14 protein-coding genes are annotated in these 16,603 nt (G+C 69.8%); 10 read left to right on the top strand and 4 right to left on the bottom strand.

Features of this window, described 5'->3' with window-relative positions:
* The first annotated feature begins 28 nt into the window (after positions 1–28).
* From D7X99_RS05240 to D7X99_RS05230, 3 genes are all read left to right on the top strand, one after another.
* Positions 29–415 carry a hypothetical protein gene (locus D7X99_RS05240; RefSeq protein ID WP_121776756.1) on the top strand — a complete coding sequence of 129 codons (387 nt, stop codon included), beginning with the start codon at positions 29–31 and terminating at the stop codon, positions 413–415.
* Positions 416–497: 82 nt separating this feature from the next.
* Positions 498–1,442: a hypothetical protein gene (locus D7X99_RS05235; RefSeq protein WP_121776755.1), complete on the top strand. Its 945-nt coding sequence runs from the start codon at positions 498–500 to the stop codon at positions 1,440–1,442.
* Between the two features lie 108 nt (positions 1,443–1,550).
* Positions 1,551–1,946, top strand: coding sequence for a LysM peptidoglycan-binding domain-containing protein (locus tag D7X99_RS05230; protein ID WP_121776754.1), 396 nt, complete (start codon positions 1,551–1,553; stop codon positions 1,944–1,946).
* Between the two features lie 58 nt (positions 1,947–2,004).
* Here the strand turns inward: D7X99_RS05230 and D7X99_RS05225 are convergent, their stop codons facing one another.
* The gene (locus D7X99_RS05225) at positions 2,005–2,670 is read right to left on the bottom strand and encodes a hypothetical protein (protein WP_147476030.1); all 666 of its coding nucleotides are present in this window, start codon (positions 2,668–2,670) and stop codon (positions 2,005–2,007) included.
* Between the two features lie 60 nt (positions 2,671–2,730).
* Positions 2,731–4,290: a ChaN family lipoprotein gene (locus tag D7X99_RS05220; protein WP_121776752.1), complete on the bottom strand. Its 1,560-nt coding sequence runs from the start codon at positions 4,288–4,290 to the stop codon at positions 2,731–2,733.
* A gap of 112 nt (positions 4,291–4,402) precedes the next feature.
* On the opposite strand from D7X99_RS05220, the gene D7X99_RS05215 reads away from it, so the two are divergent.
* Both D7X99_RS05215 and D7X99_RS05210 read left to right on the top strand, forming a co-directional pair.
* On the top strand, positions 4,403–7,528 hold the full coding sequence (locus tag D7X99_RS05215) for a TonB-dependent siderophore receptor (RefSeq protein ID WP_121776751.1): 3,126 nt from the start codon (positions 4,403–4,405) through the stop codon (positions 7,526–7,528).
* Positions 7,528–8,358 carry a 5'-nucleotidase C-terminal domain-containing protein gene (locus tag D7X99_RS05210; protein ID WP_121776750.1) on the top strand — a complete coding sequence of 277 codons (831 nt, stop codon included), beginning with the start codon at positions 7,528–7,530 and terminating at the stop codon, positions 8,356–8,358. The genes D7X99_RS05215 and D7X99_RS05210 overlap by 1 nt, the downstream gene beginning before the upstream one ends.
* Positions 8,359–8,404: 46 nt before the next feature.
* Here D7X99_RS05210 and D7X99_RS05205 read toward each other — a convergent pair whose 3' ends face one another.
* Positions 8,405–8,686 (bottom strand): TIGR04563 family protein, encoded by a 282-nt coding sequence (locus D7X99_RS05205; protein WP_014396355.1) that lies wholly within the window; start codon positions 8,684–8,686, stop codon positions 8,405–8,407.
* A gap of 9 nt (positions 8,687–8,695) precedes the next feature.
* A complete protein-coding gene (locus D7X99_RS05200; RefSeq protein ID WP_014396356.1) occupies positions 8,696–8,905 on the bottom strand; it encodes a TIGR04563 family protein in 210 nt (69 codons plus the stop codon).
* A gap of 435 nt (positions 8,906–9,340) precedes the next feature.
* On the opposite strand from D7X99_RS05200, the gene tilS reads away from it, so the two are divergent.
* From tilS to D7X99_RS05175, 5 genes are all read left to right on the top strand, one after another.
* A complete protein-coding gene (gene tilS, locus D7X99_RS05195; protein WP_121776749.1) occupies positions 9,341–10,711 on the top strand; it encodes a tRNA lysidine(34) synthetase TilS in 1,371 nt (456 codons plus the stop codon).
* Positions 10,712–10,893: 182 nt separating this feature from the next.
* Entirely contained in the window at positions 10,894–12,810 is a 1,917-nt protein-coding gene (gene ftsH, locus D7X99_RS05190; protein ID WP_120574347.1) for an ATP-dependent zinc metalloprotease FtsH, read from the top strand.
* A 178-nt stretch (positions 12,811–12,988) separates the two neighbouring features.
* Entirely contained in the window at positions 12,989–14,212 is a 1,224-nt protein-coding gene (gene folP / locus D7X99_RS05185; RefSeq protein ID WP_121776748.1) for a dihydropteroate synthase, read from the top strand.
* Positions 14,213–14,376: 164 nt separating this feature from the next.
* Positions 14,377–15,771, top strand: coding sequence for a phosphoglucosamine mutase (gene glmM, locus D7X99_RS05180; RefSeq protein WP_120595760.1), 1,395 nt, complete (start codon positions 14,377–14,379; stop codon positions 15,769–15,771).
* Between the two features lie 101 nt (positions 15,772–15,872).
* A complete protein-coding gene (locus D7X99_RS05175) occupies positions 15,873–16,598 on the top strand; it encodes a pyridoxine 5'-phosphate synthase (RefSeq protein WP_120550607.1) in 726 nt (241 codons plus the stop codon).
* The last annotated feature ends 5 nt before the right edge of the window (positions 16,599–16,603 follow it).

The following is a 16,603-nucleotide window of genomic DNA, read 5'->3' as shown; positions in this document are numbered from 1 at the left end:
TTTGACCTGAACCCGGAGTCCACACACCATGTCGCTCAAGTCCATGCTTCGCGGTACCGCCGTCGCCACGCTGCTCCTCGCCGTGCCCGTGCTCGCCCAGACGGCCGCGCCGTCCGACTCCAACGCCAAGGCCGGGCAGTGCGAGGGCCGCCGGGGCAAGCACGGCGGCGGGGGCCACAAGTTCGGCCGCATGGATCACCGGCTGGACAAGCAGGTCGCCGAAGGGCGCCTGACGCAGGCCCAGGCGGACGGCTTCAAGGCGGAGGCCAAGCAGCTCCACGAGGAGATGAAGGCCGCGCGCGCCTCCAGCAACGGCCAGGTCGACGAGACCACGCGCTCGCAGTTCAAGGAGCGCCGCAAGGCGCTGAAGGAGAAGATCAAGGCGGCGCTGGCGCCCACGCAGCAGGGCGCCTGAGGTCCCGCTGTGATTGGGGGACGTGACGCGAGGGCCCCGGCCGGCACAGACTGACCGGGCCCTTACGTCCGCGGGAGTCCCCATGCTTCGCAGTCTCCTCGTCGCTCTCGTCGCCCTGACCGCTGGCTGCCGCGCGCACTCCAGCGCGACCCAGGCGGAAGCGGCGCAGGCCCCGGTGGGCACGCCGGATGCGGCGGAGTCACCGGTGGACCTGGTGGCGGATAAGGAGCTCCAGCGCGTGCAGAAGCGCGCGCAGTACATTGTCGAATCGGAGAAGGGCACCACCAGCGCCACGGACCTGCTGCAGGCGCGTCCGGACGTGGATCGCTCGCGGGTGAACGGGGTCTTCACCGTGCCGCGCGGCAATGCCTGGTACTCCGTCTTCGGCCGCTTCAATCCTCAGGACGCGTTCGTTCCCGCGTACGCGTACCGCGCGCCCATCGAGTTCTCCGGCGAGATGGAGGACTTCCCCGTCGAGTCCCTGCCCGAAGGCATGGACGCCCTGGCCCGCGCAGCGAGCGCAGCCTGCGAGCGCGTCTACCAGGTGCACGGGCGCAAGCAGCTCAAGCCTGTCGTGCTGGAGGAGGACAACGGCATCACCGTCTACGTGCTCCAGGGCTTCGACGACTCGAACCTGTACCTGCTTGGCGGCGACTTCCGCTTCCGCTTCAGCAAGGACGGCCGTCAGAAGCTCCAGGAGCTGCCCCTGCACCAGGGGCTCATCCCCGTGTCGGTCGCGCCGGACGCGGACGGCGAGCGGCCCCAGTTCTCCGCGCACGCGCACGTGCTCTTCCCGGGGCCGCTGGAGACGGAGCTCGCGCTGGTGATGCTCCATCCCGCGCTGGGCGGCCTCTTCGTGGGCGTGGAAGACCAGGACCGCGTCTACGCGCTGTCGCCAGATGGCACCATCCGCGAGGTGCGCCTGAGCCGCGAGGAGGTCCTGCGTGAGCTGCGGCCAGACGGCACCTTCGCACCGCCCGAGGAGCTGAACGTCGCACCGGAGCCCGGCGCGGACGTGGTGCTCTGAACAGCTCCTGGCTCCGCAGTGTTGAGCTTCGTTCACGTCGTTCCCGGCGGTCCGTCATTGCCAGGGGGCGGGTGCTTGAGTTCGCGCCCTCACGACAGGAGGACACGGATGGCTTTGCAGAACGACTACCAGGACGTGCTGGACGTGGCGAAGAACGTGGGCGCGAAGGTCGAAGCGCGCGAGGAGAACGGCAAGCTCGTCATCAAGGGCACCGTCGACCACGCCTTCGACCGCGATCGCATGTGGGATCAGATCAAGGCGAAGCACCCGAAGTGGAACGACGAGATCATGGTGATGCTCACCGTGAACCACGCCGAGCCCTACGGCGTCCACACCGTGAAGTCCGGCGACACGCTCAGCAAGCTCGCCAAGGACATCTACGGGGACATGAAGCTGTACACGAAGATCTTCGAGGCCAACAAGGATCAGCTCAAGGACCCGGACCACATCAAGGTGGGCCAGGTGCTGAAGCTGCCGCCGAAGACCATCGCCAACCGCGCCTGAGCTTCAGCGCTCCCGCTTGCCGGTGGACCGCTGCTTCGCGGCCCACCGGCCCGGTGGCTCAAGGGCAGTACGGGCACTCCACCGTCGCCTCGAGCGAGTCGTAGACGAGGCAGTTCTGGTCCGCGGCGCTGTCGTTCTTCTGCTGGCAGCGGTAGTTCCACACGGAAGCGCACTGCGTGTAGACCTGCGCGTCGCCGGTGGGCCCCTGGTAGGTGGACGTGCAGGTGCCGCCCGAGCTTCCACCCGACACAGTGCAGCTGTTGGGGTCGGTGTTGCTCGTGCACTTGAGGGTGGAGCAGTTGGTGCCGTTGCCCATCCACTTGCCCGAACAGCTGGAGGCCGAGGTGCGCTGATCACAGAGCACGCGGTTCAGGTTCGAATCGTAGTAGGCGCACGCGCCGTTGCCGCTGCCGCCACCGCCGCCGGAAGGCGTTCCCCAGCTCCAGTCGGGCGTCCTCGGCTCGGAGAAGCTGTTCAGCGACACCTCGCCGTCAGAGAAGCCCACGTCCTCGCACGAGTCGCCGTCGAAGTAGCCGCAGTAGTCCCAGCCGTCGCACCAGAAGTCGCGGCACTCGTCTTCGGTGTCCTCATTGCAGAAATAGATGGACGAGCCATGGACGCAGGCACCCTGAGTGGGGAAGCACCCGGGCAGCACGAGGCCCACGGCGAGGGACAGGAGGACAGCGGACACAACGCCCGTGAGCGGACGAGGAGATGGGGTCATGCCGCCGGAATGTAGCGTCAATCGGATGCGGGATTCAGCAGCCGCGATGCCACCGGAGGACTAGATGCCCCGCAGGCGCGCGGCCCATGCCAGGTACGCGCCGCGCGGATCCACGAGCGGATCCCGGAAGAGGGCGCGGATGTCGGCGATGTCCACCTGACCGGCGTCGAAGGCCCGGTAGAGGCTGTCCCCCAGGAGGTAGCCGAGCGCGTGGCTGACGCCGTGGAACAGGCGGTCGCGGCGCAGGGGGAGGAGCTTCACGGCCTCGTCGGGGGCCTCGGACTCCGTGGCCTTGTGGGCGAGGACGAAGGCGGCGATCTGCCGCTCCAGGCCCCGGGCCTCGCCGAAGCGCTTCGCCCACTCCGTGACGTTGGGGCAGGTGCGGCGCGGGTTGATCAGCTTGGAGCCGAAGAAGCCCAGGGCCTCTTCCAGACAGCGTGCGTAGAAGGCCTCGGACGCGCCGCGCGGGGCGTCCATGGCGTCGCCCACGGCGCAGTGGCGCACGAAGTGGGCGGCCTCCTCCGCGGCGTGGTTCAGGGACAGTGACGCGAGATAGGCCGTGCGTGCGCGCGGGATGTAGCCGCTCTCGCGCGACAGGATGTGCTTGCGCAGCTGGGACAGCTCCGCCTGCGTGAAGCGGCCGCGCCGGCGGATGCGGGCGAGCACGTCGCCATCCGCCGCCGTCGTCACCTCCACCGAGTCCAGCTCGCGCCCCACGGACACGCCCGCGAGCCCACCGATGAGCTCCGCCATGTCCCGGAAGCGCTCCGCGGCGCTGCGGTCCAACAGGGGCGCGTCGTCGCTTTCGGCCTCCAGGTAGTCCAGGAAGCTCTGCTGGCAGAGGACGGGCGAGGCGTTCATCAGGCACAGCGCGCCGTCCGCCAGCTCCACGGCCTCCGCGCTGCCCAGCCGGCCTTCGCGCGCGAGGCGCCACCAGAGGCCCTCGGCGTTCTGGTACACGACGAGCCCGCGGCGCGGATGGGCGTCTCCCAACGCGCGCTCCACCTGCGCGGGCAGGTGGCAGGGCGCGGCGTGGAACTGGCCCACCAGCACCATCACCAGCGGGACGTCCTCCGCTCGGGCCACACGGGCGATGCGCTCCGCGGCGAAGGCGTCGCGCAGCGCGAGCGAACGCTCTCCCTGGGCGCGCCGGTCGATGGCGGCCACCTGGAGCTTGAGGCGCTTCGCGAAGGCCAGCACGGCGCGGATGCCGGCGCCGGGACCGAAGCCCGGGGTGGGGCCATGGCCCAGCCGGCACATCAGGGTGCGCTCGGGCAGGCGTCCCGCGAGGTACGCGTCGAGGGCGGCCTGATGACGGCCCTCCACGCACTCGAGCGCCAGCACGACGCGGCGTCCGGAGGCGAGGGCGCGCTCGGCGAGGTCCAGGTAGGTCTGCTGGGCGAGCGGCAGCGTGTGGTAGTCGCCGACGTAGATCAGGTCCGACGCCGCGATGCGCTGGTGCACGTGGCTCAGGGAGACCACGCTCTGGTAGGTGCTCGTGCGCCGGCGGTAGCGGGCCTCGTAGGCGCGGAAGGCTTCGGTGCGGCCTTCGACCACCCGGGCGATCTGGGCGCGTTGGCGGCGGAAGAGGGCGAGGTGAAGGGCAAGCGACGCGCGCATGGAGCGACAGGCACCGTCGCATGCGCTCGCGGGGGCGGCAAAAAATCGGCGGGACGCGGGCGGGTGGCTTGCTTGACTCGCATGGCCCTGCAACGGACCATCGCCGACAATCTTGCAGACCGTTCTTCCTCGCACGCTCATCCTCTGTGCCGTGGTGTTCGCCGCGGTCCCCGTCCACGCTCAAGAGGCCGCGCTGCTGCACGCATCGCAGCCGCGCGCCGAGGCCCGTCAGCCCCTCCAGCTGGATGCAACGCTGGTGGATGGCGCCAAGGTGCTGGAGCTCTTCGTCCGCTACCGCGGCCCGGGCGAGCCGTACGTCCAGGTCTCCATGGAGCGGCAGTACGGAGACCTGTACCGCGCGGTGATTCCCGCAGAGCACATGGTGCCACCCGGAGTGGAGTACTTCGTCGAAGCGGCGATGGTGAATGGGGAGCGCGCGCCGCTCTTCATGTCCGCGCTCCGGCCCGCGAGGGTGATGGTGGGGACGCAGACCGCGGAGCCTCCGCCGGTCCGCGCGCCACCGGTCCGCAAGGGGACCCGTGACGCCCCGAAGTCCACGCCCGACATCGATGCCTTCGCGCCGCCGTCGGGGGCAGGGGAGGACGATGACTCGGGGAGCGCTCCGACTCTTCCTCCTCCCGCAGGGCGTCTGGATGGAACGGGCGCACGCGCGGGGACCACCGATTCGCGGACTTCGAATCGAACGGACAGCGTGGACTCCCGTCCGGGAGCTTCCGACCCACGCGCATCGAGCACCCCCAGCGGTACGGATCCACGTGCTTCGAGCCGCACGGGCGGTACGGACTCGCGGGCTTCGTCCCGGACGGACGCGCCCGATGCACGCGCTTCGAGCCGCACGGACGGCACGGATTCGCGAGCCCCCATCCGCACGGATACACCAGCTTCGCCCACGGCCCGAACGGATGGTTCGCGCGCTTCGACCCGAACGGACGCGCCCGACCCGCGCGCCCCGGCTCGCGCGAGCGGTACGGACTCGCGGGCTCCCGGCCGTGCTGACGGAGGCAACACGCGCGCTTCCAGCTCCGACGACGCGATGGCCGCGCTCAACGCGGACCTTCCTCCGGAGCCTCGCCCCGACTCCCGCGCTTCCTCCTCATCCCCCACCGCCATGGACGACGACCTGGCGCTCTACAGCGCGGAGGACGTGCTCGCGGTGACGACCCTCCAGGAGGCGTCCGTCCGCACCGTGCCGGCCATCGGAGCGTCCTTCAACCGCTCGCAGATGATCGCGCTGGGCGCCCGCACGGTGGCGGACGTGCTGGACGTGGTGCCCGGCGTGTCCGTCAGCCGCGACGTGCAGGGCTTCCACCGCACCGCCATCCGGGGCCTGCGCAACGACGCGGAGGTGCTCTTCCTCCTCGACGGACACCGCCTCAACAACTTCTTCGACGGCAAGGCTCTCATGAACCTGCCGGTGGAGAACCTGGAGCGCATCGAAGTCATCCGCGGCCCCGGCTCCGCCGTCTACGGCGCGGGCGCGTTCCAGGGCGTCGTCAACCTCGTCACCAATCACGCCGACGGAGTCCGCGGCGCCATCACCACCGGCGGTGTCCCTCGCGATGACGGCCGCCTGGCGCTCGCCACCGACGGCCACCTGTCCGCCGCGCACACCACCGGCGACCTGCGCCTGTTCGCGGACCTAGACCTCTGGACGCAGGAAGGCGACTCACTCGTCATCGACCACGACGCGCTCGATGACGAGTCCGTGGCTCAGGGTCTTCGCGACGTGGACCAGCCCGCGGGCCGCACCCGTGACGGCCGCTTCCTCCTCAACGCGGGCGGAGGCGTGTCCTACGGCCTGGACAGCGCCGGCCGCGTGGGCATCACCGCGCGCTACCTCTCCGAGAAGCGCGATGCGCTCGTCGGCCTGTTCGACACCGTGGGCAACGACTCCCAACTGTCCTGGGACGTGCTCCTCGCGGACCTCACCTGGGAGCGGCCCCTCTCCGACGGCGGCCAGGTGCGCGCCCGGCTGGGCTTCGATCAGCAGTCCACCGACCGCATGTTCCAGCTCACGCCCCTGGAGTTCCGCACCGGCGACGGCGCGGACCGCCTCTTCCCCGAGGGACTCCAGGAGCAGACGCAGGTCACCGTGCGCACCGTGACGGCCTCCGTGGACGCGGACCTCGCGCTGACGAAGGAGAACCACCTCACCCTGGGCTTCGTCGCCGAACAGCAGTCGCTGTCCCAGTACGACTACACCACGAACTACACGCTCGATGGCCGCCTGCGCCCCAGCCCCGCCGCCCCTGAAGGACTGGTGGACCTCACGAAGGGCGCGGCCTCCAGCCGCCTCAACCTGGGCCTCTCCGCGCAGGACCAGTGGACCGTGCTCTCCGCGCTCACGCTCACCTTCGGCCTGCGCCTGGACGCCATCCAGCTTCCCGACGCGGAGGCGTCAGGCACGCTCGACGCCAGCAAGATGGTGGTGCGGGTCAACCCGCGCGTGGGCCTGGTCATCGCCGCGTCGGACGCGCTGGTGCTCAAGGCGCTGTATGGCCGCGCCTTCCGCGCCCCCACGCCCCAGGAGCTGGTCGAGCGCATCCCCGACACCGACTACAACCAGGGCCGCTTCGAGGGAAACCCGCTCCTGAAGCCCACCACCGTGGACACCTTCGAGCTGGGCATCGACCTGGTCCAGGCCGCGGGCGACACCCGGGTGCGAGTGCGCGCCAACGCCTTCCTGCAGAACTTCGCCTCGCCCATCACCCCGGTGGACACCAGCGGCAACATCGTCCCCCTGCGCAACCGCGAGCTGGGCGTGCGCGTGTACGGCGTGGAGGCGGAGGCCCGCCTGGAGGCGTCCAAGCGCGCCGCCGCGTGGGTCAACGCCAGCCTGTCCCGCGCGCAGGACCTGGAGGTGCCGGAGCAGGCCCGGCTGCTCACGGACGTGCCCCAGGCGCGCTTCAACGCGGGCGTGTCCATGCCTCTGGGGGACTGGGTGAACCTGGACGTGGTGGTGCGCTCCGGCGCCGAGCGCCGCAACAACAACCGCTCCACGCTGGAGCTCATCCGCCGCTATGAGATTCCCGCGTACAGCCTCATCACCGCGCAGCTGCGCACCGAGCCCATCTGGGAGCACTTCGAGGTGACGCTCTACGCACAGAACCTCTTCGACCACGACCTGCGCGACGACGTGCCCCGTCCGGACCGCGTCACCGGCCTGCTGCCGCGCGAGGGCGTGTCCGGCTACCTCACCTTGAGGGCCTTCTACTGATGGACCGCCGCCACCTCACCGCCGCGCTCGCGGCACTCGCGCTGTTGCCCGGGTGCCTCGCGTACAACGACTCCTGCACCCCGCTGGTGGATGACCCCGACGCCGTCGTGGGCTACCTGGGCGAGGAAGTGCAACTGGGCTCCGCCTTCACCCGCCACGACAACAACGCGCTGGGGCAGCTGGCCGCGGACGCGTTCCTCCACGCGGAGGACGGCGCCTCGAAGGCCACGGAGCTGGGCATCATCAACGGCGGCTCGCTGCGCGACGAGGGCCTGTGCGTCACCCGCACGTCCCTGCGCACCGGGCCGCTCACCGACGGCGTCCTGCACGAGGTCATCCTCTTCGAGAACCTCGTCGTGACGGTGGACCTCACGGAGAAGCAGCTCGTGGACCTCTTCGAGCACTCCGTGGAGACGCTGGCCCTGGAAGGGCAGGCCATCCTGTCGCCGTCCGGCGCGTTCCTCCACGTGTCCGACGGCACCAGCATGCGCGTGGACTGCGCGCGTCCCGCGGGGCAGCGCGTGGCGGAGCTGCGCGTGCGCGGCCGCGCCGTGTCCATCCCCGCGCGCGACGACGCGTCCATCCGCTACCGGGTGGCGATGTCCACGTTCCTGCTGTCGGGAGGGGACGGCTACGGCGGCATCCTGGGCAACGCGGGTCAGGACCCAGACCGCAACCCGGTGACCGCGCGCAAGCTGGGCGGCACGGACGCCAACATCGCGGCGGCGTACATGAAGAGCACGTACCCCAGCCCGGTCCAGGCGCTGAAGGAAGCCCCGCGCATCGTCTTCGCTAACTGTGCCCGGCCCTCCCGGCCCGCCCCGCGCTGACGTCTCGCGCGGTGTCGGACTTACGGGGGCCGGGGTGGATGGAGCCCTACGGCTTGGAGGGCTCGTCCGAGGATGCCGGGGCGCTGGACGTCACCACCGCGGGAGCGGAGGTGGCTGTCTGCGCCGCGGCGGCCACCGGCCGTGGAGGCAGGGGGCCCAACACGTCGTTGACCGAGGGCATGCGGCGGATGTCAGCGCGGGCGACCTTCCATGCCTGCTGGACGATCCACGACAGGGAACGATCCTGCCGCGTTGCCTCACGCTGGATCTCTTCCAGCATGTCCTCGGGGAAGTAGAGGGATTGCTTGCGGTGATCCGTGGTGGCCATTGCCCTGCCTTACGGCCTTTCTTCGCGCGGGTCCGTGCGCTCGTCGCCCGTGACGTCATTCACGGCAGGGAACGACTTGATGCGGTCGCGGGCGATCTTCCAGGCCTGCTGCACCACCCAAGAGAGAGAACGGTCCTGCCGGTTCGCTTCCTCCTGGATCTCCTTCAGCATCTCCTCGGGGAAGTACAGCGACTGCTTGCGCTTGTCGGTGCCTGCCATGCCTGGGTCTCCGGGGCGGATTCGAGGTGACGACCTGAACACACCGGAGCGGTTATCCGACAGACGCCCTGAAGGGTCAACGGTTTCGGAGCACTCAAGCGTGCGCCCGAGGGCTGAACGCTCCACTTCCGACAAAGAGTGCCCCGGTCAAAAAAGTGAAACGCCCCGGCCTCCACAGGGGAGACCGGGGCGCTTCGGAAAGAGGGACCGCAGGGAGCGAATCTCCGAGCGGCCCCGTGGACCCAGAGGGGGAGGGGGGGGACCCCTAGGTCCAACGTCATGAAGTCCAGAACGTCCGACCAACAACCGCGAAGCGCCGTTCTATTTCCGCCCCGCGTCCTTCCGTTGTGGGAATCATGGAATGCATCCCCACGCCTTCCGTCACCGCGAATCTGTAACCCGGTCATCTGACACTCCATTCCGAACGCTGGCGCCATGCCTCGCGCGTCTCCTGAAAGCTCCTCGCTGCCCGGCAGGCTCGCCCGCTCGTATGCCGAGCACGGCGCCCGTTCGCGCTCGGTGCTGCTGGCCGTCTCCGGAGGCGCGGACTCCACCGCGCTCCTCGTCGGAACGGCGCGCGTGCGCGAGGCGCTGGCGCTGCACGTGGAGGTGGCGACAGTGGACCACGGTCTCCGGGCGGAGGCCGCGGAGGAGGTGACCTCCGTCGTAGGTCTTTCGGAACGCCTGGGGCTGACCTGCCACGTCCGGCGGCTCGCGCTGTCGCCCGGGGCGGGGCTGGAGTCGCGGGCGCGCGCGGGGAGGTACGCGACCCTGGAGGTCCTGCGACAGGAGCGCGGCCTGGACTTCGTGGCCACCGGCCACACGCTCAATGACCAGGCGGAGACGCTGCTGATGCGCCTGTCCCGGGGAACGGCGCTCCGGGGCGCACGCTCCATCCACGCCCGTGCTGCCACGCTCCTCCGCCCGTTGCTCGCGTGCTCGCGCGAGGACGTGCTCGCCTTCCTGACCACCGAGGAGGTGGGGTTCGTGGTGGATCCGATGAACGCGGACCCGTCCTTCTTCCGCACGCGTGTGCGCCAGGACGTGCTGCCCGCGCTGAGCCGCGCGGCGGGTTTCAGCACCGTGGAGCACCTGGCCACCTTCGCGCGGCTCGCCTCCGAGGACGAAGCCCTGCTCGATGGGCTGGCGGACGCGGCGTGGGAGCGGCTGGCGCTGTCCGGGGGCGGCCTGGACGCCGTGGGGCTTCGCGCGCTGGAGCCTCCGCTGTGGCGCCGCGTGCTCGCACGGCTGCTGGGCACGGCGGGCGCCCGGGTGGACCACGCCACGCTGGAGCGCGCGCGGGAGGTGGTGGCGCGCGGGGGTGTCATTCCTCTGAGCGACGGCTTCCTCCTGAAGGCCACCGGCGGGCGGGTGCGGTGTGTGGGACCTGGAGGGGAATCACCGCCCGCGCCGCTGGTGCTCGCGGGGCCGGGAGCCCAGGGGGACTTCGGCGCGTGGCGCTTCCAGGTGGCCGCGGAAGGATTTCCGCCCCCAGGCGTGTTGGCCTTGATGTTGGAGGAGGGGACGGCGTGGCCACTCACGGTGCGTTCGAGAAAGCAGGGCGACCGCGTCCGGACGCGCGCGGGCCACCGCAAGGTGCAGGACGTGATGGTGGATGCCCGCGTTCCTTCGGAGGCGCGCGACGCGCAGCCGGTGGTGGTGGACGCGCGCGGGGAACCGCTGTGGCTTCCCGGCGTCCTGCCGCGCTTCGTCGAACCGGGTGCGGCTTCGCGCGAGGTGGCTTCCCGACACTCGCTGTGGGCCTTTCCTCCGCTCACGAGCGAACGGAAGACCCCTCCGTTATAGAGTCGAAGCTTCGAAACAGGGGGATGGTCGCGGTCCCCTAAATAGTTGAGGGCTTTTTGCTGTTGCTGATACGGTCCGTCGCTGGCCTGCACACGGGCGGGCGCCGGGCACATGACGAACTTCGCCAGGGTTCCTCCTGGCACGGCCCTCATCCCGCCGAGTACCGAAAGGGCAGCTGAAACGTGCGTTCGACCTACAAGACCATCGGGCTCTGGGTCATCCTGATCGTCCTCTTCGTCGCCTTCTACAATTTCTTCTCGCAAGGCAACGAGCAGGTGCAGGAACCGACCTTCACCCAGCTTCTGACCAAGGTGGAGGAGAAGAAGGTCCGTGCCGTCTCCGTCAAGGGCAATACCTACTCCGGTACGTTCAGCGACTCGAACGACAAGTTCCGGACGACGGGGCCCCCGCCGGACGTGGCCGTGCTCAACCAGCTCCGCGCCTCCGGCGTGGACGTGAAGTACGAGCGCGAGGAGCAGAACAGCCTCTGGCTGACCATCCTCGGGCAGTGGATGCCGGTCGTCTTCCTGTTCCTGTTCTTCATCTTCTTCATGCGCCAGCTCCAGGGCGGCAGCGGCAAGGCGATGACGTTCGGGAAGTCGAAGGCGAAGCTCCTCAGCGAGAGCCACAACAAGGTCACGTTCGCGGACGTGGCCGGCGTGGACGAGTGCAAGGAGGAGCTGGAGGAGATCGTCGCCTTCCTCAAGGACCCCAAGAAGTTCACCAAGCTGGGCGGCCGCATCCCCAAGGGCGTCCTGATGATGGGCCCCCCGGGCACGGGCAAGACGCTGCTCGCCCGCGCGGTGGCCGGTGAAGCGGGCGTCCCGTTCTTCTCCATCTCCGGCTCGGACTTCGTGGAGATGTTCGTGGGCGTCGGCGCCAGCCGCGTGCGCGACCTCTTCGAGCAGGGCAAGAAGAACGCCCCCTGCATCATCTTCATCGACGAGATCGACGCCGTGGGCCGCCACCGTGGCGCGGGCCTGGGCGGCGGTCACGACGAGCGTGAGCAGACGCTCAACCAGCTGCTGGTGGAGATGGACGGCTTCGAGTCCAATGACGGCGTCATCCTCATCGCCGCCACCAACCGTCCGGACGTGTTGGACCCGGCGCTCCAGCGCCCGGGCCGCTTCGACCGCCGCATCATCGTTCCCCGTCCGGACCTCAAGGGCCGCCTGGGCGTGCTGAAGGTGCACACCCGCCGCGTGCCGCTGGCCCCGGAGGTGGAGCTGGAGGTCATCGCCCGCGGAACGCCCGGCATGACGGGCGCGGACCTGGAGAACCTGGTCAACGAGTCGGCCCTGATGGCCGCGCGCCAGAACAAGGAGCGCGTGGACCTGGCGGACTTCGAGCAGGCGAAGGACAAGGTCTTCATGGGCCCGGAGCGCCGGTCCATGATCATGACCGACAAGGAGAAGCGGAACACGGCCGTCCACGAGGCCGGTCACGCGCTCCTCGCCAAGCTGCTGCCCGGCTGCGACCCCTTGCACAAGGTCACCATCATCCCGCGCGGTCAGGCCCTGGGCGTCACCTGGAGCCTGCCCACCGAGGACAAGGTGAACGGCTACCGCAAGCAGATCCTCGACCAGATCACCATGGCCATGGGTGGCCGCATCGCCGAAGAGCTCATGTTCAACGAGATGAGCAGCGGCGCGGCGAACGACATCGAGCGGGCGACGGAGACGGCGCGCGCCATGGTGTGCCGCTGGGGCATGAGCGAGAAGATGGGCCCGCTGGCGTTCGGCAAGAGCGACGGTGAGGTCTTCCTGGGCCGCGACTTCAACTCGTCCAAGGACTACTCCGAGGACACCGCCCGGCAGATCGACATGGAGGTCCGCAGCATCGTCGTGGGCTGCTACACCACCGGCAAGCAGCTGCTCACGGACAAGCTGGACGTGCTCCAGCGCGTGTCCGACGCCCTGGTGGAGTACGAGACGCTCGACGCCGAGGACGTGAACATCATCCTCCAGGGTGGCCAGCTCACCCGTGAGCGCCCGGCGCCGCGCGTGAGTTCCTCGCCGAAGCCGACGGAGAAGAAGGACAAGCGGAAGATCCTCGACGCGCTCGAGGGCCTGCCCAACATGGAGCCGAAGAAGGCGTAACGCCCTTCCAGGTTCCCACCTGAAGTGACGAAGGCCCTTCCCGCGTACCGGGGAGGGCCTTCTGCTTTTCGCCGTGGAGGAGGGCCCCTGCGCGTTCCAGTCGTCCTCCCTTCCCTGGACCCGGCGAAGCGGCGACACTGATTCACCGCCGTCCACACGCTTTGAAGGGGTCCTGACCGTGCTGCGCGCACGCCTCATCTCCCGCGACCGGCCCGACGACCTGTCGCTGGTCCTCCGCCGCCTGAACCTGTCTCCTCGCAACCGCGAGCACCTGGCGCGCGAGCTGGGCTACGCGCACGTGCTCGTCACCGGGGGCCGTCCCTCCTACGAGGAGGAGCTGGTGCCGCCGTACGGCTCCAAGGAGCGGGAGAAGCTGCCCACCTGGACGCCGGGCGGACACGTGGACCACCCGGGCGAGGTGCTCCTGTCCGGCAGCCGCCAGCAGTTCGACCGGCTGATTTCGCTCGCCCGCAAGTCGCCTCGCACGGATGGCCTGGCGCGGGCCCTGGAGGAGGTGCTGTCCCCCGCGCCCATGCCGGCGCTGACCCTGAGCGGGCGCCGGTTCGAGTGGGGCACGCGCACGTACCTCATGGGCGTGGTGAACGTGACGCCGGACAGCTTCTCCGACGGCGGCAGCTTCCCGGACGCGGCCAGCGCCGTGGAGCACGCGATGAAGCTGGTGGACGCGGGCGCGGACATCCTCGACGTGGGCGGCGAGTCCACCCGGCCGGGCTCGCTCCCGGTGTCCGCGGATGAGGAGCTGGCGCGCATCCTCCAGGTGGTGGAGGGCATCAAGCGCCGCTCCACCGTGCCCATCTCCGTGGACACCACGAAGGCGGCGGTGGCGAAGGAGGCGCTCAAGGCCGGCGCCCACCTCATCAACGACGTCACCGGCTTCCACTCGGAGCCGGCGCTGGCCGGCGTGGTGGCCGCCGCGGGCGCGGCGTGTTGCCTCATGCACATCCAGGGCCTGCCGAAGACGATGCAGGAGGCGCCTCGCTACCAGGACGTCGTGGGAGAGGTGATGGACTACCTGGAGGAGGGGATGTTCCAGGCCACCGAGGCGGGCATCCCGCGCGAGCGCATCCTCCTGGACCCGGGCATCGGGTTCGGCAAGACGCTGGAGCACAACCTCTTCCTCCTGCGCCGCCTGGAGGAGCTGCGGGGGCTGGGGCAGCCCCTGCTGGTGGGCACCAGCCGCAAGTCCTTCCTCGGAAAGCTGACGGGCGGCAAGGACCCCCAGGAGCGCCTGGCGGCCACCCTGGGCTCCGTGGCGGCCATGGCCATCCTGGGGGGCGCGGACGTGGTGCGGGTGCACGACGTGGGCGAGGCGCGGGACGCGCTGGCGGTGGCGGACGCCATCCGGAGGGCCCGGGGCGGCGGCGACCTGTACGGCGGCTGACGGGGGCAAGCCCCAACGTCGTAGACAGGCCAGGTCCGCACGCCCGGGCGCTTGCCTGGGTGACACCGCATCCCTAGCTTCGGGCCCACGTGCCGGACGGGGTATAAGCCCCGGACGCGAGTGGCCGGAGCCCTTCCGGCAATGGGAAAGGTGGAGCGGCACACATGGCGTACAGGATGGACATGCCCCCCAAGGAAGCTCAGAAGACGGAGCGGCTGTTCGGCACGGACGGCGTTCGTGGCGTGGCCAACGTCTATCCGATGACGGCCGAGGTCGCGATGAAGCTCGGCCGCGCCCTGGCGTACCTCATCCGCAACGGTCCGCACCGCCACCGCGTCATCGTGGGCAAGGACACGCGGCTGTCCGGCTACATGCTGGAGCAGGCCCTGTCCGCCGGCCTCATCTCCATGGGCGTCGACGTGGAGCAGGTGGGCCCGCTGCCCACGCCCGGCATCTCCAACCTCACCACGTCCATGCGCGCGGACGCGGGCGCCGTCATCTCTGCGTCCCACAACCCGTACCAGGACAACGGCATCAAGTTCTTCTGGCGCGACGGCTTCAAGCTACCGGATGAGACGGAAGCCAAGATTGAAGAGCTGGTCTCCAGCGGCGAAATCGACAACATCCGCCCCACGGCGACGAAGATTGGCCGGGCCATCCGCCTGGACGACGCGCGCGGCCGCTACATCGTCTACCTGAAGGCCACCTTCCCCCGCGAGCTGACGCTGGAGGGGATGACCATCGTGGTGGACTGCGCCAACGGCGCGGCGTACCGCACGGCGCCCGCGGTGCTGGAGGAGCTGGGCGCGAAGGTCATCGCGCTGGGCGTGTCCCCGGACGGCAAGAACATCAACCACAAGTGCGGCGCGCTCCACCCGGAGGGCCTGGCCAAGGCGGTGGTGAAGCACGGCGCCCACCTGGGAGTCGCGCTGGACGGCGACGCGGACCGCCTCATCGTCGTGGACGAGAAGGGCAACGTCGTGGACGGCGATGCCATCATGGCCATCTGCACGGGTGAGCTCGTCGCGCGCAAGGAGCTGAAGAAGAAGACGCTCGTCTCCACGGTGATGAGCAACATCGGCCTGGAGCGCGCGGTGTCCCAGTGGGGCGTGAAGGTGGTCCGCACGCGCGTGGGCGACCGGCACGTCGTGGACGAGATGCGCCGCAATGGCTACAGCCTGGGTGGCGAGCAGAGCGGCCACCTCATCTTCCTGAACCACACCACCACGGGCGATGGCACGCTCGCGGCGCTGCAGCTGCTGGCCGTGATGTGCCGCCAGCAGAAGCCGCTGTCGGAGCTGGCGTCCATCTTCCAGCCGGTGCCGCAGACGCTGCTCAACGTCGTGGTGAAGCAGAAGCGCGAGCTGGGTGAGCTGCCCACGGTGATGAAGGCCATCAAGAACGTGGAGCAGAAGCTGGGCAACAACGGCCGCGTGCTGGTGCGCTTCTCCGGCACGGAGCCCAAGGCCCGCGTGCTGATTGAGGGCGAGGACGCGGCGCGCAACGAGGCGTACGCCCGCGAAATCGTCGAGGCGCTCTCCAAGGCGCTCAACGGCTAGCGACAGCGGTTGACTTCCGGACGCCGGCCACGAATAGAGGGGCCGGCGCGGGCCCGGGTCCCTGGACAATCCCGCACCGCGCCAGCGCAAGGAGCGGGACGATGGGACAGCGACTGGGTGTCAACGTGGATCACGTGGCGACGCTGCGGCAGGCGCGGCGCACCGTGTATCCGGATCCGGTGACGGCCGCGGCGATGGCGGAGCTGGCCGGCGCCCGGCAGATCACCATCCACCTGCGCGAGGACCGGCGCCACATCCAGGACCGGGATCTGCGCATCCTCCGTGAGACGGTGCAGACGCTCCTGAACCTGGAGATGGCCGCCACCGCGGAGATGGTGAAGATCGCCTACGAGTACAAGCCGGACGTGGTGACGCTCGTCCCCGAGCGGCGCGAGGAGCTCACCACCGAGGGCGGCCTGGAGGTCGCGGGCCAGCGCGAGTCCATCGCGAAGATCATCAAGAACCTCAAGGACGGGGAGATCGCCGTCTCGCTGTTCATCGACCCGGACCTGGACCAGGTGCGCGCGTCGCACAAGGTGAACGCGGACCGGATTGAGCTGCACACGGGCCGCTACTGCGAGGCGCGCAACGAGAAGGAGCGCGCGCGGGAGCTGGCGCGCATCGTGGACGCGGCCAAGGCGAGCGCCAAGCTGGGCATGGGCGTGGCCGCCGGGCACGGGCTCAACTACGACAACGTGCAGGCCATCGCTCGCATCCAGGAGATCGACGAGCTGAACATCGGGCACGCCATCGTGGCGCGCGCGGTGCTGGTGGGCTTCGAGCGCGCGGTGCGTGAGATGCTCGAACTGATGCGCGACCCGGGGTAGGCCCG

The sequence above is a fragment of the Corallococcus sp. AB032C genome (assembly GCF_003668935.1).
Taxonomy (GTDB): Bacteria; Myxococcota; Myxococcia; order Myxococcales; family Myxococcaceae; genus Corallococcus; species Corallococcus exiguus.
Note: the sequence above shows the minus strand (reverse complement) of the source record. Positions and strands in the feature narration are given on the sequence as shown.